We start from the raw sequence: 25,614 nt of genomic DNA, 5'->3' as shown, positions 1-25,614 counted from the left end.
AAAATGAGATTATTTCTGAATTGTAACGTCAATAATAACATACGCAAAGGACGGTGCAACATACTGTGCTAAAAAGCATGACCGGTTTTGGCCGAGGCGAATATGTGGACAATGCTCATCGGCTGACGGTAGAAATTAAGGCCGTAAATCATCGCTATAACGAGATTGTCATTCGTATGCCCAGAAATCTTAACGTATTTGAGGATAAGATACGCCGGCATCTTTCCCATGTATTACTTCGCGGCCGGATTGATGTTTTTATCAATATAGATGAATATGGGCAAAAGAATCGTGAGGTAAGGGTTGACAAAGACCTGGCAATCGCTTACCATAATGCCTTGAAAGAATTGACAGAGCTTTTTGCCATTCCTGGCAGCGGTAAAGCAGAAAACGTGTATCACATAGCGAAGTACCCCGATGTGATTCGCGTGGAGGACATTGAAGAAGATGCTCTCTTATTGTGGGAGAAATTATCCCAGGCTTTGGATATAGCCAGCCGGAATTTGCTGACGATGCGTATGGCGGAAGGCTCCAATATAGCTCAGGATTTGACTGCCAGAATAGAAAAACTGTCGGGATTTATTGCGGCGATTGAAGAGCGGGCGCCGCAAATCATGGTGGAATACCGTGAAAAATTGCTGAACCGGATGAGGGATACCCTGGCAACGCTGAATGTGGGGTTGGACGAGGCCCGTATTTTGCAAGAGGTAGCTCTGGTTGCGGAACGGATTAATTTTACTGAGGAACTGGTTCGGTTAAAAAGCCATTTGTCCCAGTTTCAACAGACCTTGCTCGTTGAGGAGCCCGTGGGCAGAAAACTTGATTTTATTGTGCAGGAGATCAACCGGGAAACCAACACCATTGCTTCTAAAGCGAATGATTACTGTGTTGCCAATATCGTGGTGGATGTAAAGAGCGAAATCGAGAAGATTCGGGAACAAATACAAAATATAGAGTAAAACTTTATTACAAATAATTTTAGGAGGATTTAAACTTATGGAAATTAAACTTATTAATATTGGCTTCGGTAATATCGTGTCTGCTAACCGGATTGTGTCCATTGTAAGCCCCGAGTCGGCTCCTATCAAACGTATCATCCAGGAAGCACGTGACAGGGGTATGCTGATTGACGCTACTTACGGACGCCGTACCCGGGCGGTTATCATTGCGGACAGCGACCATGTTATTTTGTCGGCGGTTCAGCCGGAAACGGTAGCCCACCGTCTGGCCAGCAAAGATACCAGCGACGAAAGTGCAGAATAGATATACGTTGAAAGGAGCTTTTTTATGACGCAGCAAGGAATCTTAATTGTTTTATCCGGTCCGTCCGGAGCGGGTAAAGGGACAATTTGCAAAGAGTTGTTGCGTAGCTATCCCAATTTGCATTATTCCGTATCGGCGACGACGAGAGCGGCACGCGCAGGAGAAGTCCACGGTACAAACTACTGGTTTGTTTCACAGGAAGAGTTTCAGGAAATGATAGCGAAGGATGATTTGCTGGAATGGGCCAACGTATATGGCAATTGTTACGGAACGCCCCGCCAATATGTTATGGAACTTTTAAACGACGGTAAGGATGTTATTTTGGAGATTGATACGCAGGGCGCTATGCAGATAAAAAATAAATTTCCGGAAGGAGTTTTTATTTACATCATACCTCCTTCCCTGAATGAATTGGCCAACCGTATTTATAAACGGGGGACCGATAGCCTGGAGTCGATAAAAACCAGGCTCAGTTGCGCCACATTTGAGATTGACTGTGCGCAGCACTATAACTATGTGGTAGTAAATGATTTGGTAGAAGAAGCTGTTCGCAAGATTTCCGCCATTATCACGGCGGAAAAGTGCAATGCAAAGCGCAATACACTGTTGGTTAACGACGTGTGTTGCTGTAAAACAGCTGAATCGTAAATATACTAACGGAGGGAAAACCTGATGATTCATCCTTCACTTGATGTTTTGGTAGGTAAAGTGGATAGTAAATACACTCTGGTGGTGCTGGCGGCTAAACGGGCCCGTGAAATTATGGACGGCGAAGACGCTTTAGTTGACAGCAAATCCAACAAACAAGTGACCATTGCTCTGGAAGAAGTCGCAAGTGACAAGATTTCCTATGAGAGAACAAAAACAGGCATAAAATAGGAGGCACTCCATGATTGACGGGAAAAACATAGTAGTGGGAGTGAGCGGAGGTATAGCCGCCTATAAAGCCGTTGAATTGGTAAGCCGTTTGAAAAAGGCCGGTGCCACCGTCTATGTGATCATGACAAAAGCGGCCACTGAGTTTGTGACTCCCTTAACCTTCCGGGAATTGAGCGGCAACCCTGTGGCTGTTGATCTATGGAGTGAAGTCAAGCACTGGAATGTAGAACACATTGCGTTAGCCAGCACGGCTGATTTATTTGTAGTGGCGCCCGCCACGGCGAACATCATCGGCAAGGTAGCCAATGGGATTGCGGATGATATGCTTTCTACCACCATTATGGCTACGCAAGCGCCGGTGATCATGGCACCTGCTATGAACACCAATATGTACAACAATCCTTTGGTTCAGCAAAATATAGCCAAGCTTACGGCTTTGGGCTATTCCTTTATCGAACCGGCCAGCGGCATGCTGGCCTGCGGCGTAGAAGGCCAGGGCAGGCTGCCTGAGCCGGCCTGTATTGTCGATTATATTGTTGATTTTATGAAAAAGCAGCTTGCCAACCCGGCAAATCCGGTTGAAAAAAATGATTTGGTCGGGAGAAAGGTCATCGTTACGGCAGGAGGAACCAGAGAACCCTTAGATCCTGTACGCTATATCGGTAATCGCTCCAGCGGTAAAATGGGATATGCTCTGGCCGAAGCGGCAAAAGCACGGGGCGCGCAAGTGACATTGATATCCGGTCCCACTAAATTGAAGCCGCCTGAGGGTGTAGCCTATGTGCCTGTGGAGACGGCGGCAGAAATGCGTCAGGCTGTTTTGGCTGAGTACCAGGTGGCGGATATTGTTATTAAAGCGGCGGCTGTAGCTGATTATAAACCTCAGCAGGTGGCGCTGCAAAAGATAAAAAAAGCCGGCGATACGCTTACTTTAGTCCTGGAAAAAAATCCTGATATTTTATTGGAACTGGGACAACGTAAAAACCAGCAGATTCTGATCGGTTTTGCTGCTGAGACGGAGTCGCTGCTAGAGCATGCCGGCGACAAACTTATGAGAAAGAATCTGGATATGATTGTTGCCAACGATGTTACCCAGGCCGGCGCAGGCTTTAATGCAGACACGAATATCGTGAAGCTTTTGTACCGGGACGGACGGATTGAGGAAATCGCTCAAATGACGAAACGGGAGTTGGCCGATGTCATTTTCGATAAAATTCAGCAAATAGTAAAAAAATAGTTGCTTTTTCTATTTTTCTATTTTAAAATTATTTTGTTGAAAATACATATGATTTACTCATCAAGAGCAGGTTGAGGGACTGGCCCGATGAAACTGCGGCAACCGTTAGCTAGACTAAAAAGGTGCCAAATCCTGTGTTTTACACAAGATGGGAGTGACGTAGCTACTCTCCCGTTTTGGAGAGTTTTTTTATTGGTTTGTTATAAGGAGGTATTAGCATGGGAAAGCGTGTATTGTTTACGTCAGAGTCGGTAACGGAAGGACATCCGGATAAGATTGCCGATCAGATTTCCGACAGTATTCTGGATGCGATTATTGCCCAGGACCCGACGGCGAGAGTTGCCTGTGAAACGCTGGTTACTACCGGGCAGGTCCATGTGGCCGGTGAAATTACAACCAAATGTTATGTGGAGATTCCTAAGATTGTCCGCGAAGCAATTAAAGATATTGGTTATACCCGTGCCAAATTTGGGTTTGACGGAGATACCTGCGGTGTATCCATATCCATCGACGAACAGTCGCCGGACATAGCTTTAGGTGTAGATAAGGCGCTGGAGGCAAAGAAAGGTGAAATGGACAATATTGATGCCATTGGTGCCGGCGATCAGGGCATGATGTTTGGTTATGCAACCAACGAAACGGAAGAATATATGCCTCTTCCGATTTCCTTAGCTCATAAACTGGCCAAAAGGTTAACCGACATCCGTAAGAGCGGGGAAGTCGATTATCTGCGTCCTGATGGGAAAACCCAGGTTACTGTGGAATATGAAGATGGTAAGCCGGTGCGGGTGGACACTATCGTTATTTCTACACAACATGGCCCGGAAGTGGATGGCGCCACGATTGAACGGGATGTTTTGGAAAAGGTTATTAGACCAATCGTTCCCGATCATCTGCTGGATGGGGAAACAAAATATTATATCAATCCGACAGGCCGTTTCGTGGTAGGCGGACCCCAGGGTGACGCCGGTTTAACCGGACGGAAGATCATCGTTGATACTTACGGCGGGATGGCCCGTCATGGCGGCGGCGCTTTTTCCGGTAAGGACCCCACGAAGGTAGACCGTTCCGCGGCGTATGCAGCCCGCTATGTAGCCAAAAATGTGGTGGCAGCCGGTTTGGCCGATAAGTGCGAAATTCAATTGGCTTATGCTATTGGTATTGCCCATCCGGTCTCTATTATGGTGGAAACCTTCGGCACGGCTAAGATCGATGAGACTGTTATTGTCAAATTGATTGAAAAACACTTTGACCTTCGTCCGGCAGGAATTATTAATACCCTGGATTTACGCCGGCCAATTTATCGCCAAACGGCGGCTTACGGTCATTTTGGCCGTACCGATGTTGACTTACCCTGGGAACGGACGGATAAGGCAGCAGTTTTACGCCAGGCTGCTCAGATAACTCAGTAGGTCGGCAACTGTCTGTAAGAATCAGAGTATCACCACGATAGAAAATATGCCTGCTTTAAAATCTCGGAGAGGACTTGGTAAAGTCCTCTCTTTGTATGAAAGGGATACTGATGAATCGCATAGCTCAAGTGTGTGTTAATTTACCTGCCCGCAATATAGATAAAGTTTTTTCCTATGCGATTCCGGAAACGTTGCATTTTCTTGATATCGGCTGGCGGGTGGTAGTGCCTTTCGGGAGCAGAACCTATGAAGGCTTTATTGTCGCTCTGTCAGAGGAAACCTCGTCTGAATATGAAGTAAAACCGATTATTGATGTATTGGACAGCCAAGCTTGGTTTAGTGACAGCATGCTGCAAACAGCCAAGTGGATCAGCGAGCATTATCTTTGTACCTTAGCCGAGGCTATGCGTCTTTTCATTCCGGGAAAAACCGGCATAAAAAGTGAAAAGCAGTTCGGCATAACTCCCGACCTGGAGCAAGCGGTCGTGGAACAAATACTGTCCCGCTTGCCGCTTCAGCCGCAAGCGGTCTATGACTATCTGAAAACACATGAACAGGTGGTCCTGTCAAAGTTGAAAAAAATCTTCGGTGATTATACGGAGGCCGCACTGAACGATTTATTAGCTAATAAATTAATTGTCCGCACTACGACGGCGAAAAAGAGGGCGGTGCCCCAGTTTACAACCAGTGTACGGTTAGCAATTCCCCCGGAAGAGGCCGAGACTTATCTGGAAACGCTAGCCGGTAAGCCGGCGCAAAAACGCTTATTGGCTCTATTGCTGCAAAAAGAAGAAGTAAAATATAGTGACCTAAGTACATGGCAGATTACCCGTGATACGGTTAACCGTCTGGTAAAAGCCGGACTGGTGAAAAATGTGAAGCACCAGGTGCTGCGCAACAGCTATGCCGGCATGGGACGCCGGCAGCAGACTGTCCGTTTGACACCGGAGCAACAGCAAACCATTGACCATATCATACCTGCTATTGATGAGCAGCAATATCGTTCTTTTTTGCTGCATGGAATCACCGGAAGCGGTAAAACCCAAGTATATATTGAAGCTGTTGCCGCGGTGCGGCAACAAGATCGCCAGGCGATTGTCCTGGTGCCGGAGATTGCTTTGACCAGCCAAATCGTGTCTCGGTTTAAGGAGCGGTTTGGTGAAGATGTGGTGGTAATGCACAGTAAGCTGTCAATCGGGGAACGGCATGACGCCTGGCAGCGTCTGCAAGAGGAAAGCGCCGGTATTGTGATTGGCGCCCGGTCGGCAGTCTTCTCCCCGGTAACCCGTTTAGGTATTATCGTCATTGATGAAGAACACGAATTTACTTACAAGCAGGAAGAGCAGCCCCATTATCATACCCGGCAAGTGGCCGCTAAACGGACTGAATTGGAAGGAGCTGTGCTGCTGTTAGGCAGCGCGACACCTTCGTTGGAAACCTATTACGCAGCTCAGCAGGGCAGGCACGTATTGCTTACCCTGGATAAGAGAATCGATCATTCTCTCTTACCGGATGTACGGATTGTCGACATGCGGGAGGAATTAGCCCAGGGACGACGCAGTGTCATTTCAGCACCGTTGCAGCAATTGTTGGCCGATACGCTGCGCCGGCAGGAACAGGCTATTATTTTGCTCAACCGCCGGGGTTATGCGACCTTTGTCTTATGCCGTGAATGCGGCCATATCATAAAATGCAAGCACTGCAGCGTTTCCATGGTATATCATAATTCCAGCAATATGCTGCGCTGCCATTACTGCCAGGCTAGCTGTCCGGCACCGGATATTTGTCCTGTCTGTGCAAGCCGGTATATCCGCTATTTTGGCACAGGCACCCAAAAACTGGAGGAAGAACTGGGGAAAATCTTTCCTCAGGCCCGGGTCATCCGTATGGATCAGGATTCTACCAGCAGAAAAATGGCTCATGACCGGATTATAGCGTCATTCTCACGGGGAGAATATGATATCTTATTAGGAACACAAATGGTTGCCAAAGGTCACGACATAAAAAACGTGACTGCCGTGGGCATTATATCAGCCGATTCAGCTTTGAATTTGCCTGACTTTCGCTCCGCCGAACGAACCTTTTCCCTGCTGACCCAAGCCGCAGGACGCGCCGGCCGGGGCGATAAAGCCGGGCAGGTGGTTATTCAAACGTATAATCCGGAGCATTATGCCATTATGGCCAGTTCGTCCCATAATTACGAAGTTTTTTACAGGCAGGAGATTGAGGCCAGAAAAAGCCTGCAGTATCCACCTTTTAGCGAGTTGCTCAAACTTACCGTCTACTCTTCTGATGAAAACCAGGCCCGCAGTCAGGCTGAGCAGATTGTCCGGCAATTGGGAAAAGAACTGCAGCATGACCGCCAAACAGAAATTATAGGACCTTTTGCTGCGCCTATTGCGAAAATTAACAATTCCTACCGCGTTAATATTTTAATAAAATCGAAGGAACTGACTAATATAAAGTCTCAGATAGTGGCACTAAAGCTGAATAGCCGCAGTGATGTCCTGCTGGATATTGAACCCTTGAATATACTGTAAGAGGCGAAACCTGGAAAGTCATTAGGTAACTCATAGATTTTCGTAAACTTTTGTGTTAGAATTTGGACATAATATGGACAGTTAAAGTCAATAAAATGGGGAGGATGCATCATGGCAATATTGGATATAAAAAAAGCCGGCGACGAAGTGTTGAAACAACATGCGGAACCGGTTGTTAAAATAGATCGTAAGATTAAACAATTGCTGGATAATATGGCGGATACCATGTATTCGGCCGATGGGGTTGGCCTGGCAGCGCCGCAGGTGGGCATATCACTCAGAGTTATTATTGTCGACATTGGCGAAGGTTTGGTCGAACTGATCAATCCGGTTATTATCAGTCACGAGGATCTGGAGGTTGGCACTGAAGGCTGTTTAAGTATTCCCGGGGTATTTGGCGAAGTGGAACGTTATGCCAAGGTTACTGTGGAGGGACTCAACCGTCATGGCAAGACTGTTACCATTACAGGGAACGGTTTTTTTGCCAGAGCATTGCAGCATGAAATTGATCATCTGGAAGGCGTGCTGTTTATTGAACGGGCAAAGACCATTTATAAGGGGCAAAAGTGATGACCAAGCTGCGTATTGTTTTTATGGGAACGCCTGATTTTGCTGTGCCCTGTTTGGAAACATTACTGAGCGGGCCTCATGAAGTGGTCGGGGTGGTTACCCAGCCGGACAGACCGAAGGGCCGGGGGCAGAAATTTACGGCTTCACCGGTAAAAGAAATAGCTCTGGCTCACAGCATACCGGTATTTCAGCCGGAAAAAATCAAGACGGAAGCAGCAGTAGCGGCTTTAAGAGCCTGGAACCCGGACCTGATTGTTGTAGTTGCTTTTGGCCAGCTTTTGTCACCGGCTATTTTAAAGTTGCCCCCGCTGGGCTGCATCAATGTGCATGCTTCTTTATTGCCCTATTACCGGGGAGCGGCGCCCATTCACTGGGTGGTCATCAACGGGGAAAATAAGTCGGGTGTTACCACCATGTATATGGATGAGGGAATGGACACCGGGGATATGTTACTTAAAGAAGAAGTAGTGATTGGAACAGAAGAGACAACCGGACAGTTATACGAGAAACTTAAACATGTCGGGGCCGCTTTGTTAGCCAAGTCTGTTCAGTTGCTGACGGAAAATAAAGCTCCCCGTATCTCGCAGGACCATGCGAAAGCGACCTATGCGCCGATGCTTTCGCGGCAAACCGAAAGGATTGACTGGACCTGTCCGGCAGAGGATATTCACAACTTGGTCAGAGGGTTAAATCCCTGGCCGGGATCCTTTGCTTTCCATCGGGGAAAGCTAGTGAAAATTTGGCGGACTCAAGTTGTGGACGGTAATTTTAGCGGACAACCGGGGCGGATCAGTAAGATTAACGAAGATTCTTTTGTTGTTGAAACCGGAAAAGGTACGCTGGAAATTTATGAATTACAGCCTGAAAGTAAGCGACGCATGAACAGTCGTGAATATATTACCGGATACTCTCCCGTCGTAGGGGAAAAAATGGAGTAGGGGGTGAAGGTTATGATCGGGGTCATTCCTCGTCCTAAAAAACGTCTTTTTCTGGCGCTTATTCTTGCCAGCTTGCTAGTTGCCGCTTTATCTATTTATGGGTTATGGATGGTTAGTTTTCCGGGACTGGCTCTCATCAGTGAACATTTGCCCGTTATTCTCGGTGGCTTGCTGGCTCTTGCCATCTTCCTGGTTGCCTGTGGAGTAGGCGGCATTATTTTGGCTATTCTGGGCCTGCCGACGTTGTCCATTTTTCAGGGATACGCCTGGTCGGCGATCAATCTGTTGTTTCCTGTTGCCATTCGCATCGGGAAATTGCTGGATTTTGAAAAAGAGCGGGTGGAACGTTCCTTCATTGAAGTCAGCAATTATTTAATCAAGAAAAAACATATACGGGTCAAGCCGGAACGGCTGCTCATCCTTACGCCGCATTGTATTCAACAAGAGTCTTGCCCGCATAAGATAACCCGTGATGTAGCCAATTGCCGTTCCTGTGGTATGTGCCAGGTCGGTGATTTGCTCAGGCTGCAAGAAAAATATGGGGTTCATGTGGCTGTTGTTACCGGCGGGACGCTGGCGAGAAAAGTTATAAAAACTTTGCGTCCCCAGGCCGTGCTGGCAATCGCCTGTGAACGGGATCTGACAAGCGGAATTCAGGATGTGTTTCCGCTGCCGGTTATCGGGATTTTGAATCAGCGTCCCTGCGGACCCTGCTGCAATACGCGAATTAATGTGGCGGAAGTGGAAGAAGCGCTCCTCAGCTTTATCGCGTAAGAATAAATAATAGTTAATTCGTTAAAAGTGGTGATACAATTGAATGCAAGAGAAGTCGCACTAAAAATTATCAATACGATTGATACCAATGCTGCGTATGCTAATATTGCTCTGGCAAAAGAACTGGGTGCGCAGCAACTTTCCGACCAGGACCGCCGCTTTGTGACCGAACTGGTTTACGGAACTGTGAAAGCGGGAGCCACACTGGACTGGATTCTTGAACATTATCTCAGCCGTTCCCTGAAGAAGGTAGCTCCTGTTATCCGTAATATTCTGCGTCTGGGCGTGTACCAGTTATTTTTCCTTTCCAAGGTTCCTGACTCGGCAGCCTGTAACCAGGCGGTGGAGTTAACTAAAAAATATGGTCATGCAGGCACTGTCAAGTTTGTTAATGCAGTCCTAAGAAATGCCGCGAGGAATCCTGAGAAAGTGGTGTATCCGGCTATGCAGGACGATCCGGTGCGCTCTCTGGCGTTGCGGTATTTTCATCCCGATTGGATTGTAAAACGTTGGATTGAACGTCTTGGCCCGGAGGAGGCTGAGGCGCTATGTCGAATTAACAATGCTACCCCGCCTTTGTCACTGCGGACAAATACATTGAAAATAAGCCGCGATAAACTGCTGGCTGTTCTGGCGGAAGAAGGGGTGGAATGTGAAGCTTCTCAGTGGACGCCGGAAGGGATTCTTTGCTATGGATTTCCTGCGCTCGGTTCACTGCAGTCCCTGCAACAGGGCTTGTTTCAGATCCAGGATGAAAGCTCCATGCTGGTAGCCCATGTAGTGGCACCGCAGGCCGGTGAGTTTATTTTGGATGTTTGCAGTGCACCGGGGGGGAAAAGTACCCATATGGCAGCACTGATGAGTAATCAGGGACGTATTGTAGCGGCGGATGTGCATGAGCACAAGCTGGCCCTGGTAGAGGAAAATGCAGCGCGGCTGGGTATTGGCATGATAGAAACCAAGGTGTTGGATGCCACAAAGATTGGAGACTTGTATGCCGGACAGGCCGACCGTGTATTGGTGGATGCTCCCTGTTCCGGACTGGGGGTTTTGCGCCGCAAACCTGATGCCAGATGGCGAAAAAGCCCGGTCATGTTCAGGAAATTGCCTGAACTGCAATTGCAGATATTGCATAGCGCCGCTTGTTGTGTGAAGGCGGCTGGGATATTGGTTTACAGTACCTGTACTACCGAACCGGAAGAAAATACGCAAGTCGTCGACGCCTTTTTGCGGAGCCATCCGGAATTTGTACTTGAAAAAACAGGAAAATATTTACCGCAGCCCCACGGCGATCAGGAAACCGTTCAGTTGTGGCCGCAGCGGGATCAGGTGGATGGATTTTTTATTGCACGAATGAAGAGAGTAAGGTAGGTGGTAGCAGTGAAAGTGGCCTTACTGGGGCTGTTTGTTCAGGAAATTGCTGCTGTCATTAAGCCTTTTGGTTTGCCGGCCTATCGTGCCTCGCAGCTTGTCAACTGGATATATAAGCAGCATGTAACCGATTTTTCTGCCATGATCAATCTGCCTAAGTCCATGCGAACCTTACTGGCGGAGCACTTTACCGTAAGGGAATATGAATTGCAGACGGTCTGGCAGTCGGGTGATGGGAAGACAAGTAAGTATTTGCTCCGTTTTCCCGATCAGTCTGCTGTGGAAACAGTACTTATGCGTCAGTCCTATGGCAATAGTGTGTGTGTGTCTACCCAGGTTGGCTGCGCCATGGGCTGTATTTTTTGTGCTTCTACCTTGCAGGGAATGACCAGAAACTTAACTTGCGGTGAAATCATGGCGCAGGTTTTGCATATCGAGTCTCTTCTTGCGCAGGAGGGACAGAAAGTAGACAGCATTGTTATTATGGGAATGGGCGAGCCGTTGGCTAATTACGAAAATGTGGTCAAGTTTATTCGCCTATGTCATGAGGAGTATGGGCTACATTTGAGTTATCGCAGCATTACGCTTTCCACCTCGGGCCTGGTGCCGGAAATAGAGCGGTTGGCGCAAGAAGGGTTGCCAATTACTCTGTCGATTTCGTTACATGCTGCGAATGATACGAGCCGTTCGACACTTATGCCTGTGAATAAACGATATCCTATCGCTGGTCTGCTGGCTGCGGGAGATCGTTATGCTGCGCAGACAGGAAGACGGGTCACCTATGAGTACACTTTGATTGCAGAGCGTAACGACCGCGTTAGTGATGCTAAGGAGCTGGCGAAGCTGCTCCGGGGACGGTTGGCCAATGTTAATTTGATTCCGGTCAACCCGGTACCGGAAAGAGGGCTCTTGCGGCCAGGGGCGGAGGCAATCAAAAGGTTTGAACAAACGCTGCTTGCCCATAACATCAATGTTACTGTTCGCCGGGAAATGGGGGCGGATATTCAGGCGGCTTGCGGACAGCTTAGAAAAAAGCATTTAGAGAACCACTGATTTATTCACTTTGCCTGTCCCGACAGATATTTTCCCGCCTGATTATGTCGGTAAACTTTGAAATAGCCCAGCGATCCTCTGGGTTTTGCTTTCTTGCCTGGCGAGAAACTCTCTCTCCAGGCCGACAGCTCATTAAATTAGTGCTTCCCTGGAAAAACAGAGTAAAAGGCGGTTAACGCCTTTTTTTGCGTGATAATGCTTATTTTTGACTATACTGGAAATATAGCGTATAATACAGCTATAAGAATTTGGAGTGTATAATATGGGAATAAAATTTGTCCGCAGTCTGGAAGATTTATTTGAAAAATGTATAGAAGGCTTTTTGAATAAGAAAATCGCAGGGGAACTGCAGCCTGTAGAAATTGCCAAACAACTGTTTAGAGCCATGGAAGATGCTCGCTCTATTAGCGTAGACCATATTTATGTTCCTAATGGCTATGTAGTTTATGTAAGTAAACAAGATTATGACCGAATGTTGCCATATCAGGAGACCATTTGCACTGAACTGGCAAACTATCTGAATGAACAGGCGTCGCGAAGAGGATTTACGCTGGTGGGAAATCCTCTTATTAGTCTGGAACCGGATGAGTCCTTGCTGCAGGGGAATGTTCGGATTAATGCCGAATACACCGAACCGTCGATGGAAATGCCGTCGGGTGGCAGTGTGGAAAGCGAGCTTTCTGATACGCGTGTATTTACCAAGTTGAGTCCTGCTGCCGGTCAGCAGGATGGCAGGATGGCCGTATTACAGGTGGTAGAAGGCGTTGATGAAGGCAAGAGCCTTGAAATCGGCAAGCGGCGAATCAATCTTGGCCGCCGTGAGGGTAATGAGTTGACTTTAACGGATATGAATACGTCACGGTTGCATTCTTATATCATCTATGAAGATAACAGCCATATCCTGCATGATGCGAATAGCTTGAATGGATTATATGTGAATGGTCAGCGGGTCAGCCGCAAAGTTTTGCGCTCCGGAGACGAAATAAAACTGGGCAATACGGTCATTGTATATGAGGTGAAGTAGCTTGCCGGAAAAACTTGTTTTAGTGAATGCGGTTAGTATAGTTCTGCAATACAGTCTCCTGGTACTTATATACCTTTTTTTATATTTTGCAATAAAATATATGTATACCGACCTGACGGGAAAAGCTTTTTTTACAAATGACAGAAAAGCCCGGCTTATCCTTCTTGACAGCGGTGGATTGCAGTTTCCACGGTCGGAGTTTTACTTGAAGGAAACCTTTACGATCGGCCGGAATGAGCATAGCAATATTGTTATCAAAGATACGGTTGTGTCCCATGACCATGCGTGTATTGCCGGACAGAAGGACGATTATTGGCTAGCTGATTTGAACAGTACCAATGGCACATTTTTAAATGACCGTCCTGTCAAGGGAGAAATCTTGCTAAAAGACGGCGACATAGTAAAGATTGGGACAGTGAGTTTTAAGTTTGAGAGGTGATCGGTTTGTTAGCCAGTGTGAAGTCAGATATCGGCCGGATGAGAGAAATCAATGAAGACAGCTATGCCTTTCACCCTCCCTATTTATTTGCTGTGGCAGACGGTATGGGTGGACATGCGGCAGGTGAAGTTGCCAGCGGGCTGGCTATTAGAGCTTTGCTGGAACAAGTGGAGGCAGGTTATGGGAAAATTCCTTTGCAGAATTTGATGGAAGACGCCATTTCCCATGCCAACGAACTGATTTACCAGGCTTCTTTAAGTAAACCGGAATATTTGGGAATGGGAACTACGCTGACGGCAGTCTATGTGGAAACAGATACCGTTTACTGGAGTCATGTCGGCGATAGCCGGTTATACCTGTTTCAAAAAGAGAATATGCTGCAAATTACCAGTGACCACTCGCTGGTTTGGGAGTTGTTTCTCAATGGCAATATAACCAGAGATGAAATGCAGACCCATCCCCAGCGTAATATGCTTACCAGGGCGGTCGGCACTAGTCCTGACATTAAAATTGACAGCGGTGTGTTTCAATGGAAACCGGGAGATCACATATTGCTCTGCACTGATGGCTTGACCAATATGCTTAGTGAGCAGGACATTCTTCAAATTTTATCTGTAAATGGTGCTGCTGTTGAAAGCCAAAAGGTTGTAGATAACCTGATTGATAAGGCCAATGCGGCAGGCGGTATGGATAATATAACGGCCATTTGGCTGCAATATGGTGATGTATAATGACAAGAACTGGGAAAGCGGATTATCTCTTGCTACTGTTGGCCAGTGCCGTGTTGATTAACGGCGTCGTCGTTGTCGGCCTGGTTCAAAAGCATATGGATTATCCGGTGCTGGGCGCGATAGCCGCTGTAGTCATGGCTTGGTTCGGGGTAAGCATTTATCTGTCCAAAACCGGTTATCACGGAGACCCGCTGTTTTTTCCGTTGACTGCCGTCTTATCGGCGATTGGCTTAATTATGGTTTTTCGTTTAACGCCGGATTTGTTTTTTTCACAAGTGCTTTGGATGCTGCTTGGTATAGCGGCTTTTGGTCTGACCGTTCATTTTTCGAAAAACCTCGAAGCCTTAACAAAATATAAATATATCTGCGGCTTTATCGGTATTAGTTTGTTACTGGCGGCTATTGTATTAGGTGTGGATATTGGCGGACACCGCAGTTGGGTTATTTTAGGACCCATCCGTTTTCAGCCCTCGGAATTTGCCAAACTGTTTATTGTCATATTCCTGGCGGCCTATTTGAATGAACGGCGTGAGGTACTGGCTTATGCCAGTAAACGGGTGGGGCCCTTTATGCTGCCCCATCCCCGGTTTGTTGCTCCTTTGCTGGTCGTCTGGGGAATAACCATGCTGGTGCTTGTTTTACAGCGGGATATGGGATCGGCACTTTTATATTTCAGCATAACCATTTTGATGAGTTATATGGCTAGTGGACGGTTGAGTTATATTCTGATTGGGGCCGTTTTGTTTTTAGGCGGATCGGTTTTGTGTTATATGCTCTATCCTCATATTCAAACCAGAGTGGATATTTGGCTCAATCCCTGGGCCGATCCGAATGGCAGAGCCTATCAAATTGTGCAGTCCTTATTCGCCTTTGGTTCAGGCGGCATGCTAGGCAGTGGTTTGGGCTACGGATTTCCCAATATGATTCCGGAAGTTCATACTGATTTTATCTTTGCGGCCATAGGTGAGGAGCTTGGTTTTTTAGGAGCGGGAGCAGTGATGCTAATCTACATTCTTTTAGTTTACCGCGCCTTTCGGACTGCTTGGCTGCAGGAAGATCCCTTTTATGCGTTGCTCGGCGGCGGTCTGTCCGCTAGTATGGGTTTGCAGATATTCCTGATTATTGCCGGGGTTACCAAGTTTTTTCCACTTACAGGAATTACTTTGCCGATGATCAGCTATGGTGGAAGTTCTGTGCTGTCCGGCTTCATCCTATTAGGGATTTTATTTGGTATATCCGAAATGAGGCCTAAGAACATATGAATTCTAACCGCTTTAATGGATTTGAAAATTCGCTGCGCAGCCATATTCGCAAGGTTGCCATTTGTATTCTGGCTCTTTTATGCATCCTGTTCATTTATGTTTCCTATCTGCAGACCTACGAGAGCCGTTCGCTTGCGGAACATCCTCTGAATAAACGACTCACGGAAGCCAGCAAGCGGGTATTAACCGGTCAAATCCTGGATAGAAATAACAATAAACTTGCCTATAGTGAAAGGTCAGAGAACGGTCAGCAGCGCAACTATCCCTTTGGGCCGGTAACGGCGCATATTGTCGGGTATAATAGTGATAAATATGGAAAATCAGGGATGGAAGCTTCCTATGCCGCTTACTTGACAGGCCTCAATACACCATTGGCTCAGTGGGGCGCTATTGCCCAGCTGTTTATGCCGGAGCAGGGTGATAATGTAAAGTTAACGCTGGATGTAAATCTGCAAAAGACAGCTTATTCAGCGCTAGGTAATCACCGGGGAGCCGTTGTTGTTTTAAATCCCCGTACCGGAGAAATTCTGGCGATGGTAAGTAAGCCGGCCTTCGATCCTAATTCGGTAGAGGCTGACTGGGACAATATATCACACTCCAAGGATAGCTTGCTTTTGAATCGGGCTACCCAGGGATTGTATCCGCCGGGTTCAACTATAAAAGTTATGATCGCGGAATCGGTTTTGCGGGAGAAAATAGTTGATTTGGCTTGGACTTTTAATTGTGACGGGGCCTTGAAAATCGGGCCTGATTATGTGCTTAATGAGCATGATTCGCAAAAGCATGGAAAAATTAACTTGCAGCAAGGCCTGGCTGTTTCCTGCAATACTATGTTTGGCAGTCTTACCTTGAAACTGGGAAGTAAAAGATTGGAAGAAACGTTTGACCGGTATGGCTTCCTAAAACCTCTTGGGCAAGACTTGCAGGAAACGCCCAGTCATTTGCCGGAGTTTTCAAAACTGAGTGATGGTGATCTGGCCCAAACCGGGATCGGTCAGGGCAGCTTATTGGTTACGCCGTTGCGCATGGCGTTGTTAGCTAGTAGTTTTGCGAATCAGGGAAAGTTGATGAAACCATTTCTTGTCAGCCAAATACAGGCTGCCGATGGCAGTGTGAGAAAGACGTACTCGCCGGAGACTTGGTTGACACCGGCTGCTCCTGAAGTGGCTGATGAAATAAAAAATATGATGGTAACTGTAGTAAATGAAGGTACTGGCGGTGCTGCCGGTTTAGGCGGTATCCAAGTGGCAGGAAAAACCGGAACGGCAGAGAATCCTCATGGAGAATCGCATGCCTGGTTTATCGGGTTCGCACCTGCCGATAATCCGGAAGTTGCTATTGCTGTTATTGTGGAAAACGCGGGGGCCGGTGGTCAGATAGCCGCTCCCATCGCCCGGAAAATATTAGCACAGGCATTACGATAAGGGGGTGAAGTTCATGCTCAATAAAACATTAGACAACAGATATACTATATTGGAACATATCGGCGGCGGTGGAATGGCGGATGTCTATCGGGCCCATGACCAACTGTTGGATCGGTCGGTTGCCGTCAAGGTACTGCGTTCCCAATTCACCCATGACGATGAATTTGTAACCAGATTCCGCCGCGAGGCCCAGGCAGCCGCCAGGCTATCACATCCTAATATCGTAAATATTTATGATGTTGGACAGGATGAGGGTATTTATTACATAATCATGGAGTACATATCGGGAGAGACACTTAAGGATCGTATTGTCCGCAGCAATGCTTTACCGGTGGAAAATGCAATCCGCATTGCCATAGAAATTGCCGAAGCTCTGGAGCATGCACATCAGAATAATTTGGTCCATTGCGATATTAAACCTCATAATATATTAATTACCCGTACAGGACGGGTGAAGGTTACGGACTTTGGGATTGCCCGGGCGGTTACTTCAGCCACGATGAATCATACCGGAACCATTTTGGGATCGGTTCATTATTTTTCACCGGAACAGGCTAAGGGCGAAATGGTAAGTAATAAGTCGGATATTTATTCCTTAGGTGTTGTTTTATATGAAATGTTGACTGGTGTTGTGCCGTTTAATGGTGAGACACCCATTAGCATTGCCTTGCAGCACCTGCAGCAAGAGCCCCGGCCGCCGCGGGAAATTAATCCTCAAATCCCGCCTTTGGTTGAGGCTACCGTCCTAAAGGCTATGGCCAAGGAGGTAACGGCCAGGTTTGATGATATCGGGCAAATGATTGCTGATCTTAAACTTTCTCAGAATTATTTGCATGATGATCATACCCGCCGGCTATCGCACAGCGATTTTCCCACTCAGGTATTGCCTAAAATCACGGAGACCAATGCGGCTTCGACCCGTGTGGTAAAGAATGAAAATAAACGGGCTAATAACCAGAAAAAATCCAAGCTCTGGTGGATTTTGTTGTTAGTATTGCTGTTCTTCGGTGTGGCTCTGGGTTCTTTTCTGATCTTCGGTAAGTTCTGGAGCAACAATGATGTGGTAGTCAACGATGTGGTAGGGAAGCAGGTCGAAATTGCCAAAACAGTATTAACTAACCAAAACTTACGGGTCTCTATTTCCGAGGCCTATAACGATACTGTTCCCGCCGGCTATGTTGTATCCCAGTATCCGGAAGCGGGAGCGACCGTCAAGGAACAGCGTACGATCACACTGGTGGTTAGCAAAGGCGGTGAAATCACCGTAGTGCCCGATTTGCGAGGTTTAACGCGCAGAGATGCGGAGCTGCAACTGAAGAATGCAGGGCTTACCTTGGGCCGGGTTGACGAACAGTTCTCCACGGATGTGGCGGCCGATACGGTTATTAGCCAAAATCCCCGTCCGCCGGCTCATGTAAATAAGAGTACGCCTATTGATCTGGTGGTTAGCAAAGGCCCGACTCCCCGCAAAATTGTACTGCCTGATTTTCAGGGAACGCCTTTAACTACCGTGAGTACACAGCTGGAAAGCCTGAAGCTGAAGCAGGGCAAGGTAACGGAAGAGGCCAGCGACAAGTATCCTCCCGGTACGATCATCGGTCAGAATCCGCCTGCCGCAGCCGAGGTGACGGAGGGCACTTCTATTGATTTTACTGTGGCAAGAAGTGCGCCTAGTGCCATTAAACGGGCTATAGTACAGATTACTGTGCCTGACGGGGCGTCGCGCCAGGTTGTCCAAATCGTAGTTACAGACACCAATGGCCGGCGAGTGGTTTACGAAAGCGCTCACAAGCCTGGCGATAAGATTGAAAAGCAAATTGAAGGCGTAGGGCAAGTGCGCATGCAGGTGTATCTGAATGGAACACTGACCCAGGAGCAGACATTGTGATGCAGGGGAATGAGTTAATACAGGGCATTGTAGTAAAGACCTATAATAGCTTTTACTATGTGCAAACCAATTCGAGCCAAATTACTTGCACCCTGCGAGGCAGAATGAAGCAGGAACGTTTTTCCCTGTTAGTTGGGGATATCGTGCAGTACACGCTCAACGGACCGGATAAGGGAGTTATTGAGCAGATTTTACCTAGGCGTACCAAATTGGAGCGACCGATGGTCGCCAATGTTGATCAAGTAATCGTCACATTTGCCGCTGCCACACCCGACCTTCATGTGGGACTTGTCGATCGTTTTCTGGTGCTTGCCGCTTTGTCCGGTTTAAAAGCATACCTGTGCATAAATAAGATTGAGCTATTGCCGGCGGACCGTTTGCAGGATATTATTAACCTGTACCGAGCGATCGGCTATCCGGTGCTTGCTCTCTCCGCCAAAGAGGGCACCGGTGTAGCGGAATTAAAACAGATTCTGTACGGAAAAATTTCCGCTTTCGCCGGTCCGTCGGGTGTGGGAAAATCAACTCTTTTAAACGCAATAGAACCGGGGTTTCAATTGACTACCGGTGAATTAAGTGAGAAGATTGGACGTGGCAAACATACGACACGGTTTGCCCAGTTATTGCCGTTAGCGGGAGGGGAAGGGTTTGTCGTCGACACCCCTGGTTTTAGCTTTACGGAGTTTTCCGGCATTAAAGAGGCACAGCTGGCAGATTGCTTTCCGGAAATGGAACCATACTCGGCCCATTGCCGGTTTTCTTCCTGCCTTCACGTCAAGGAGCCGCAGTGCGCGGTAAAGGAAGCCGTCACTGACGGCCACATAGCTCAGAGCCGCTATGCCTCTTATTTGGAGATTATCGGTGAGCTTCGGGAACAACGGAATAAGTTTTAGAGCGTGTCCTGTAAATTTTTAAAAATTCCGTTTGACTAATCGTCAATATTTTATTATCATATACCTATACATAAGAATAGATTTAGCCTTTGGGGCAAGGTGAAAAAGAGTGCATCTTTTAATTCCTTACCGGCGGTAAAGCCCGCGAACCTTTGTGGTTGATCTGGTGAAATTCCAGGGCCGACAGTATAGTCTGGATGGGAAAAGGCTACAAACGGGCCATCAGTTTAATAGGCTTGGTATGTTATTTCCCTAAAACCCCCTGCGGTTTTTAGGGGATTTTTATTTTATAGGAGGCTGGCATGGATGAATTATATATGAAACAGGCACTGATGCTGGCGGCGCAAGGGCTGGGACGTACATCACCCAATCCTGTTGTTGGGGCGGTCATTGTTGCTGATGGCAGCATCGTCGGCCAAGGCTGGCATCAGGCTGCAGGAACACCCCATGCTGAAGTACATGCGCTCGCCCAGGCTGGGAGACTGGCACGAAATGCAACGCTATATGTCACATTAGAACCTTGCTGCCATCATGGGCGCACAGGCCCCTGCACAGATGCCATAATTGCAGCCGGTGTGAAAAGGGTCGTTGTGGCAATGACTGATCCTAATCCGCTTGTCAGAGGAAAAGGCATTCAGAAACTCAGACAGCATGGTCTTGAGGTGCTGGAGGGAGTTTGTGCCGCTGAAGCGGCACAGCTGAACGAAGTATTTATCAAATGGATTGCCACAGGACTGCCCTTTGGTGTATTAAAGACGGCAATAACACTGGACGGTAAAATTGCGACCTATACAGGCCATTCCAAATGGATTACCAGTGAGCGTTCAAGAGAGTATGTCCATGGCTTGCGTAATATGTACGATGCTATCTTAGTGGGAATTGGAACCGTTCTTGCCGATGATCCGTCGCTAACGACGCGCTTGCCGGGCGGCGGCAAAAATCCCATCCGCGTGATTGTGGACAGTAAGGGACGGATTCCGTTAGAGGCAAAGCTGCTTTGTGACTGTGAGGCGCCTGTCATCATAGCTGTCGGGCCGGAGGCTTCGGCGGAAAAACTGGCAGCTTTGCAAGCGAAGGGGGCAGAGGTCCTTACACTGCCGTTGGTTGCCGGGAGAGGTGTTTCGTTACGACATTTATTTGTTGAGCTTGGTCAACGAAATATAACAAGTATTCTTGTGGAAGGCGGGGCCGAGGTGAATGCTTCGGTACTAGCGGAGAATGTGGTAGATAAAGTGCACTGGTTTATCGCACCTAAAATAATTGGCGGCAAAACGGCGCCGGGACCTGTTGGTGGATTGGGACTGAGCGATATGGCGCAGGCTACCGTACTTGAAGACATGCAGGTGAAAAATATTGGAAAAGATATATTGCTGACTGCTTACATGCAGCGAAGGGAGGGCCGTGATGTTTACAGGACTTGTGGAAGAATTGGGAACAGTGAGGGCCATAGCTAGAGGCCAGAAGTCGGTTCGTTTGACGATTAATGCCAATACTGTGCTGGATCAGACAAAATTGGGTGACAGCATTGCCGTTAATGGCACTTGCCTTACCGTAGTAGAACTGGCGAACGGTTGGTTTGCCGCTGATGTAATGCCGGAAACTGTTGATAGAACTGCATTGGCAAATTTAAGACCCGGTGACTATGTTAATTTGGAAAGAACACTCCGGGTTGGCGACCGCTTGGGAGGGCATATTGTAGCAGGTCATATTGACGAAGTAGGACGCATTGCCGTCAAGGAGAAAAATGATATTGCCATTCTAATCAAGATTACGGCAGATGCCGAAATTATGCGGTATATTATAAAAAAAGGTTCTATTGCCATTGATGGCATTAGTCTTACCGTAGTCGACTGCGGCGATCAGTGGTTTACCGTATCATTAATTCCGCATACAGCTTCTCTGACCACTTTGGGACATAAACAGAAGGGAGATCCGGTTAACTTGGAAGTCGATATGATCGGAAAGTATGTGGAAAAGCTCTTGGGGTTGCCGCAAAATCAGAGCGAAACTGGTAAGCCTGTCGGTATTACCATGGAATATCTAAAGGATCATGGATTCTAGAAAACGAAGGAGAGGTTTGCGATGAAATTTAATACGATTGAAGAAGCTATTGAGGATATAAGAAATGGCAAGATCATCGTCGTGGTTGATGATGAAGACCGGGAAAATGAAGGGGACCTATTAATGGCTGCGGAAAAAGCCACCCCGGAAGCAATCAATTTTATGGCTACCTATGGTCGTGGCTTAATATGCATGCCGGTGGTGGGCGAACGATTGGATGAACTGGGAATTGGAGCCATGGTGCAGGTGAACACGGATACGATGAGCACGGCATTTACCGTGTCTATTGACGCTGCCAGTGTAACGACAGGAATCTCGGCCTACGAACGGTCAGAAACCATTCAAAAGGTACTGGACCCTAAGGCCAAGGCAGAAGACTTCCGGCGTCCAGGGCACATCTTCCCGCTGCGTTATCGGGAAGGCGGCGTACTGCGGCGGGCCGGGCATACCGAGGCCACGGTGGATATGGCCAAATTGGCCGGATTATATCCGGCGGGAGTTATCTGCGAAATTATGAATGATAATGGGAAAATGGCCCGGGTGCCGGAACTGATGGAATTTGTGAAAAAACATCAACTGAAAATCATTACGATCGCCGATTTGATAAAGTATAGAAAAAAGCATGAGAAATTTGTGGAACGAATTTCTGAGACCAAATTGCCTACTAAATATGGCGAGTTTCATTTAATCGCTTACGAAAGTTCTCTGGATAGACAATGCCATCTTGCCCTTGTCAAAGGAGACATTACCAATAAGGAGAATGTTATGGTGCGGGTTCACTCCGAATGCCTTACCGGCGATGTACTGGGCTCTCTGCGCTGCGATTGCGGGGACCAGTTGGCGACAGCCTTAAAGCGTATCGAAGCAGAAGGTGAGGGAGTTTTGCTGTACATGCGGCAAGAGGGCCGGGGCATTGGATTGGCGAATAAAATCAAAGCCTATGCTTTGCAGGATCAGGGGAAGGATACGGTGGAGGCCAATGAGATTTTAGGATTCCCGGCTGATTTGCGCGATTATGGTATTGGTGCGCAAATCCTGGCAGATCTTAACCTGACCAGTATTCGACTGCTGACCAATAATCCCCGCAAACGAGTCGGGCTGGAAGGTTATGGACTAACCATTACCGAACGCATCCCGCTGGAAATAAAACCAAACCGTTTTAATCAACGGTATTTGTCGGTCAAGAAAGCAAAATTGGGTCACATGCTTAAACAAAATATGGAGGGATAATCAATGAAAACATATGAAGGACAGTTAGTTGCGACAGGGTTGCGTTTCGGCATTATTGTAGGAAGATTTAACGAGTTTATTACCAATAAGTTGTTGGGCGGTGCGCTGGACGGGCTGAAACGCCATGGTGCCAGTGAAGAGGATATCACGGTTGTTTGGGTTCCTGGCGCCTTTGAGATTCCTTTGACAGCCCAGAAGATGGCCGGCAGCGGTAAATATGATGCGGTGATTTGTTTGGGAACTGTCATTCGTGGTGGTACAACACACTATGATTATGTATGTGCTGAGGTATCCAAAGGTGTGGCTCATGTAGGTATGGCTACCGGTGTTCCCACTATTTTCGGTGTCCTGACTACGGAAAATATCGAACAAGCGATTGAACGGGCCGGAACAAAGGCTGGAAACAAAGGTTTTGATGCAGCACTTTCGGCGATTGAAATGGCTAATCTGCTAAAAAGTATGTAAAATATTTCCAGGGAAATAATGGAGGCAATTAAAATGAGGATCAGTATAGTAAGTGACACGCACGGCTATTTTGGTGCTTGGGATAAACTATACCGCGAATATTTACAGGCTTCCGATTTAATTCTTCACGCCGGTGATGTATTGTATCATGGGCCGCGCAATCCAATTGTTGCCGGCTATAATCCACAAAAATTGGCTGAAGCCCTGAATCAGTGCTCCGTTCCGGTTATTATAGCGCAGGGTAATTGTGATTCCGAAGTAGACAGTATGGTCCTTACCATGCCTATACAATCACCCTATAGCTATGTGGTCATAAATGGTATGCGTATAGTAGTGAATCACGGACATACTTTTAAAGATGAAGAAGCTCTATTTGAAGCTGCTAAACATTTTAAAGCTCATGTGATCATTACCGGCCATACCCATGTTGCCCGGCTGAATAAAAGGGATGGTATCATTCATCTAAATCCGGGATCACCGGTCAGGGAGTTATCCAAGCGTGAAGACGGGCGTGCTACCCTGGCTACCCTGTATAACGGGAAACTAACCATAACAGATGTAGATTCGGGGTCAGTAATACAGGAGGAGCTTATTACAGGAGGAATGTAATGCGAGATCATATCATGAAAGCTACGGCGCCAGGAGTGCGTATTGTTGCGGCAGTGACTACGCAGTTAGTCGAAGAAGCCCGCCGCCGGCATGATTGCTTTCCCGTCGTAGCAGCAGCCTTGGGCAGGACGATGACGGTGGCCTTGCTTTTGGCTGCAAATTTGAAAACAGAAGAAAGTCTCACTGTACGCATTGCCGGAGATGGACCTATTGGTGATATCGTTGCCGATGCTACGGCCCATGGAACCGTGAGGGGCTATGCGAAAAATCCCCATGTCGATATACCTTTACGGGGAAAAAAATTGGATGTCGGTGCGGCTGTAGGTCAAGGGAATGTTTATGTAACACGTTTTACCGGATTAAAACAACCCTTTACCGGGAATGTCCCTTTGGTAAGTGGTGAAATCGCGGAGGATATCACCAGTTATTTAGCTGTCTCGGAGCAGACGCCTTCCAGTGTAGCGCTTGGTGTGCTAGTGTGCCCCGACATGACTGTTGCGGCAGCCGGTGGATTTATCGTGCAGGCTTTGCCGGGGCATGAGGAGAAAAGTTTGCAAGTAATTGAAGCCAATTTAGCTAACCTTGCTCCCGTCTCGCAAATGGTTGATGAGGGAAAAGACGCGGCTGGTATCATCCAGGCGGTACTGCAGGGACTCCCCATTACCTGGTATGACCGGGCAGGGATAGCGTTTCAATGCCTTTGTTCGCGGGAGAAGGTACATAATGTTTTGATAAGTTTGGGAAAAGCGGAACTGGGAGACATGATCGCTGAAGGAAAGGCTGAGGTTTGCTGCCATTTTTGTGCGGAAAAATACCAATTTAACCGTCAGGAACTGGAAGCATTATTAAAATAAGCAGATATAAAATAAGGCTATAGCCAATACTGGCTATAGCCTTTATTTTTGAGAAAAAAATAAAGAGCTAACAGATGTTAACCCTTTATGCACTACTTATATAGCACGTTGGATTTTGCCGGAACGCAGGCAGCGAGTGCAAGTATTGACTCGTTTTACTTGGCCGCTAACAACAGCTTTGACACGTTGAATATTGGGCTTCCAGCTACGCTTTGTTTTTAAATGGGAGTGGCTGACATTGAATCCGCTTTGCTCACCCTTACCACAGACTTCACAAACATTTGCCATCTATATACACCTCCTCTAATGAAGACACGCTTATAAACCAAACATAGATATTTTAACATAAGAGAGTAACTTTGCGCAAGGGATTGTTCCTAAAATTATGGAATAACTTTGAAACTTTATGTGGACAGCAGGATTTTAACTAAGCTTTAGGGAAAATCTATGTAAATAGGTGTTGGGAGGCGTGGCACATGATTACCAAGGATACTCCTATACTGGAAGCGCTTCAGTCGCACCCGCAGGCTCGAAAAATTTTTGCTTTATACGGAATGAGTTGCATTGGCTGCATGGGTTCCGCCAGGGAAACTATTGCCAGTGGAGCCAAAATGCATAATATTGATGTAAATGCACTGTTAAGAGAACTAAATCAACCAAAAGAAAAAGAATAGCAAAGTGTCTTACGAGCTTTGCC

General features: G+C 47.3%; 27 protein-coding genes and 2 riboswitches. Of the genes, 26 read left to right on the top strand and 1 reads right to left on the bottom strand.

What is annotated here, in order from left to right; all coding sequences use genetic code 11:
* Positions 1–65 precede the first annotated feature (65 nt).
* From BMW43_RS00835 to hslO, 25 genes are all read left to right on the top strand, one after another.
* The gene (locus tag BMW43_RS00835) at positions 66–959 is read left to right on the top strand and encodes a YicC/YloC family endoribonuclease (RefSeq protein WP_091743496.1); all 894 of its coding nucleotides are present in this window, start codon (positions 66–68) and stop codon (positions 957–959) included.
* A gap of 37 nt (positions 960–996) precedes the next feature.
* Entirely contained in the window at positions 997–1,263 is a 267-nt protein-coding gene (remA, locus tag BMW43_RS00830) for an extracellular matrix/biofilm regulator RemA (protein ID WP_091743495.1), read from the top strand.
* 24 nt (positions 1,264–1,287) lie between these two features.
* Positions 1,288–1,911, top strand: coding sequence for a guanylate kinase (gmk, locus tag BMW43_RS00825; protein ID WP_091743494.1), 624 nt, complete (start codon positions 1,288–1,290; stop codon positions 1,909–1,911).
* A gap of 24 nt (positions 1,912–1,935) precedes the next feature.
* Positions 1,936–2,142 (top strand): DNA-directed RNA polymerase subunit omega, encoded by a 207-nt coding sequence (rpoZ, locus tag BMW43_RS00820; RefSeq protein WP_091743493.1) that lies wholly within the window; start codon positions 1,936–1,938, stop codon positions 2,140–2,142.
* Positions 2,143–2,152: 10 nt separating this feature from the next.
* Positions 2,153–3,379: a bifunctional phosphopantothenoylcysteine decarboxylase/phosphopantothenate--cysteine ligase CoaBC gene (gene coaBC, locus BMW43_RS00815; RefSeq protein ID WP_091743492.1), complete on the top strand. Its 1,227-nt coding sequence runs from the start codon at positions 2,153–2,155 to the stop codon at positions 3,377–3,379.
* Positions 3,380–3,433: 54 nt separating this feature from the next.
* A riboswitch (SAM riboswitch) is annotated at positions 3,434–3,534 on the top strand.
* Positions 3,535–3,597: 63 nt separating this feature from the next.
* A complete protein-coding gene (gene metK, locus BMW43_RS00810) occupies positions 3,598–4,791 on the top strand; it encodes a methionine adenosyltransferase (protein WP_091743491.1) in 1,194 nt (397 codons plus the stop codon).
* Between the two features lie 110 nt (positions 4,792–4,901).
* A complete protein-coding gene (gene priA / locus BMW43_RS00805) occupies positions 4,902–7,331 on the top strand; it encodes a primosomal protein N' (protein WP_091743717.1) in 2,430 nt (809 codons plus the stop codon).
* A gap of 111 nt (positions 7,332–7,442) precedes the next feature.
* Positions 7,443–7,901: a peptide deformylase gene (gene def, locus BMW43_RS00800; protein WP_091743490.1), complete on the top strand. Its 459-nt coding sequence runs from the start codon at positions 7,443–7,445 to the stop codon at positions 7,899–7,901.
* Positions 7,901–8,839 carry a methionyl-tRNA formyltransferase gene (gene fmt / locus BMW43_RS00795; protein WP_091743489.1) on the top strand — a complete coding sequence of 313 codons (939 nt, stop codon included), beginning with the start codon at positions 7,901–7,903 and terminating at the stop codon, positions 8,837–8,839. Before def ends, fmt begins: the two co-directional genes overlap by 1 nt.
* 12 nt (positions 8,840–8,851) lie before the next feature.
* A complete protein-coding gene (locus BMW43_RS00790) occupies positions 8,852–9,613 on the top strand; it encodes a DUF116 domain-containing protein (RefSeq protein WP_091743488.1) in 762 nt (253 codons plus the stop codon).
* A 39-nt stretch (positions 9,614–9,652) separates the two neighbouring features.
* Positions 9,653–10,984: a 16S rRNA (cytosine(967)-C(5))-methyltransferase RsmB gene (rsmB, locus tag BMW43_RS00785; protein ID WP_091743487.1), complete on the top strand. Its 1,332-nt coding sequence runs from the start codon at positions 9,653–9,655 to the stop codon at positions 10,982–10,984.
* A 9-nt stretch (positions 10,985–10,993) separates the two neighbouring features.
* Complete coding sequence (gene rlmN, locus BMW43_RS00780; protein WP_091743716.1) at positions 10,994–12,037, top strand: dual-specificity RNA methyltransferase RlmN; 1,044 nt, start codon at positions 10,994–10,996, stop codon at positions 12,035–12,037.
* 262 nt (positions 12,038–12,299) lie between these two features.
* The gene (locus BMW43_RS00775) at positions 12,300–13,061 is read left to right on the top strand and encodes an FHA domain-containing protein (protein ID WP_245732168.1); all 762 of its coding nucleotides are present in this window, start codon (positions 12,300–12,302) and stop codon (positions 13,059–13,061) included.
* 205 nt (positions 13,062–13,266) lie between these two features.
* Complete coding sequence (locus BMW43_RS00770) at positions 13,267–13,500, top strand: FHA domain-containing protein (protein ID WP_177173419.1); 234 nt, start codon at positions 13,267–13,269, stop codon at positions 13,498–13,500.
* A 5-nt stretch (positions 13,501–13,505) separates the two neighbouring features.
* Complete coding sequence (locus tag BMW43_RS00765) at positions 13,506–14,231, top strand: Stp1/IreP family PP2C-type Ser/Thr phosphatase (RefSeq protein ID WP_091743485.1); 726 nt, start codon at positions 13,506–13,508, stop codon at positions 14,229–14,231.
* Complete coding sequence (locus BMW43_RS00760) at positions 14,231–15,493, top strand: FtsW/RodA/SpoVE family cell cycle protein (RefSeq protein ID WP_091743484.1); 1,263 nt, start codon at positions 14,231–14,233, stop codon at positions 15,491–15,493. The genes BMW43_RS00765 and BMW43_RS00760 overlap by 1 nt, the downstream gene beginning before the upstream one ends.
* On the top strand, positions 15,490–16,917 hold the full coding sequence (locus BMW43_RS00755) for a peptidoglycan D,D-transpeptidase FtsI family protein (RefSeq protein WP_091743483.1): 1,428 nt from the start codon (positions 15,490–15,492) through the stop codon (positions 16,915–16,917). Before BMW43_RS00760 ends, BMW43_RS00755 begins: the two co-directional genes overlap by 4 nt.
* Before the next feature lie 13 nt (positions 16,918–16,930).
* Positions 16,931–18,805, top strand: coding sequence for a Stk1 family PASTA domain-containing Ser/Thr kinase (pknB, locus tag BMW43_RS00750; protein ID WP_091743482.1), 1,875 nt, complete (start codon positions 16,931–16,933; stop codon positions 18,803–18,805).
* Positions 18,805–19,698 carry a ribosome small subunit-dependent GTPase A gene (gene rsgA, locus BMW43_RS00745; protein WP_091743481.1) on the top strand — a complete coding sequence of 298 codons (894 nt, stop codon included), beginning with the start codon at positions 18,805–18,807 and terminating at the stop codon, positions 19,696–19,698. Before pknB ends, rsgA begins: the two co-directional genes overlap by 1 nt.
* Positions 19,699–19,779: 81 nt before the next feature.
* A riboswitch (FMN riboswitch) is annotated at positions 19,780–19,911 on the top strand.
* Between the two features lie 89 nt (positions 19,912–20,000).
* Positions 20,001–21,152, top strand: a complete 1,152-nt coding sequence (gene ribD / locus BMW43_RS00740) for a bifunctional diaminohydroxyphosphoribosylaminopyrimidine deaminase/5-amino-6-(5-phosphoribosylamino)uracil reductase RibD (protein WP_091743480.1) — start codon at positions 20,001–20,003, stop codon at positions 21,150–21,152.
* The gene (locus BMW43_RS00735) at positions 21,103–21,759 is read left to right on the top strand and encodes a riboflavin synthase (RefSeq protein WP_091743479.1); all 657 of its coding nucleotides are present in this window, start codon (positions 21,103–21,105) and stop codon (positions 21,757–21,759) included. Before ribD ends, BMW43_RS00735 begins: the two co-directional genes overlap by 50 nt.
* A gap of 21 nt (positions 21,760–21,780) precedes the next feature.
* A complete protein-coding gene (locus BMW43_RS00730) occupies positions 21,781–22,989 on the top strand; it encodes a bifunctional 3,4-dihydroxy-2-butanone-4-phosphate synthase/GTP cyclohydrolase II (protein ID WP_091743478.1) in 1,209 nt (402 codons plus the stop codon).
* A gap of 3 nt (positions 22,990–22,992) precedes the next feature.
* Positions 22,993–23,454, top strand: coding sequence for a 6,7-dimethyl-8-ribityllumazine synthase (ribH, locus tag BMW43_RS00725; protein ID WP_091743477.1), 462 nt, complete (start codon positions 22,993–22,995; stop codon positions 23,452–23,454).
* A 33-nt stretch (positions 23,455–23,487) separates the two neighbouring features.
* Positions 23,488–24,063, top strand: a complete 576-nt coding sequence (gene yfcE, locus BMW43_RS00720; protein ID WP_091743476.1) for a phosphodiesterase — start codon at positions 23,488–23,490, stop codon at positions 24,061–24,063.
* Positions 24,063–24,917 (top strand): Hsp33 family molecular chaperone HslO, encoded by an 855-nt coding sequence (hslO, locus tag BMW43_RS00715; protein ID WP_091743475.1) that lies wholly within the window; start codon positions 24,063–24,065, stop codon positions 24,915–24,917. The genes yfcE and hslO overlap by 1 nt, the downstream gene beginning before the upstream one ends.
* Before the next feature lie 96 nt (positions 24,918–25,013).
* Here the strand turns inward: hslO and rpmB are convergent, their stop codons facing one another.
* Positions 25,014–25,205 (bottom strand): 50S ribosomal protein L28, encoded by a 192-nt coding sequence (gene rpmB / locus BMW43_RS00710; protein WP_091743474.1) that lies wholly within the window; start codon positions 25,203–25,205, stop codon positions 25,014–25,016.
* A gap of 188 nt (positions 25,206–25,393) precedes the next feature.
* Here rpmB and BMW43_RS00705 point away from each other — a divergent pair, with 188 nt between their 5' ends.
* Entirely contained in the window at positions 25,394–25,591 is a 198-nt protein-coding gene (locus BMW43_RS00705) for a DUF1858 domain-containing protein (protein WP_091743473.1), read from the top strand.
* The last annotated feature ends 23 nt before the right edge of the window (positions 25,592–25,614 follow it).

The organism is Propionispora vibrioides (assembly GCF_900110485.1).
Taxonomy (GTDB): Bacteria; Bacillota; Negativicutes; order Propionisporales; family Propionisporaceae; genus Propionispora; species Propionispora vibrioides.
The sequence above is the reverse complement of the archived record's forward strand: the minus strand, read 5'-3'. Positions and strand labels throughout refer to the sequence as shown.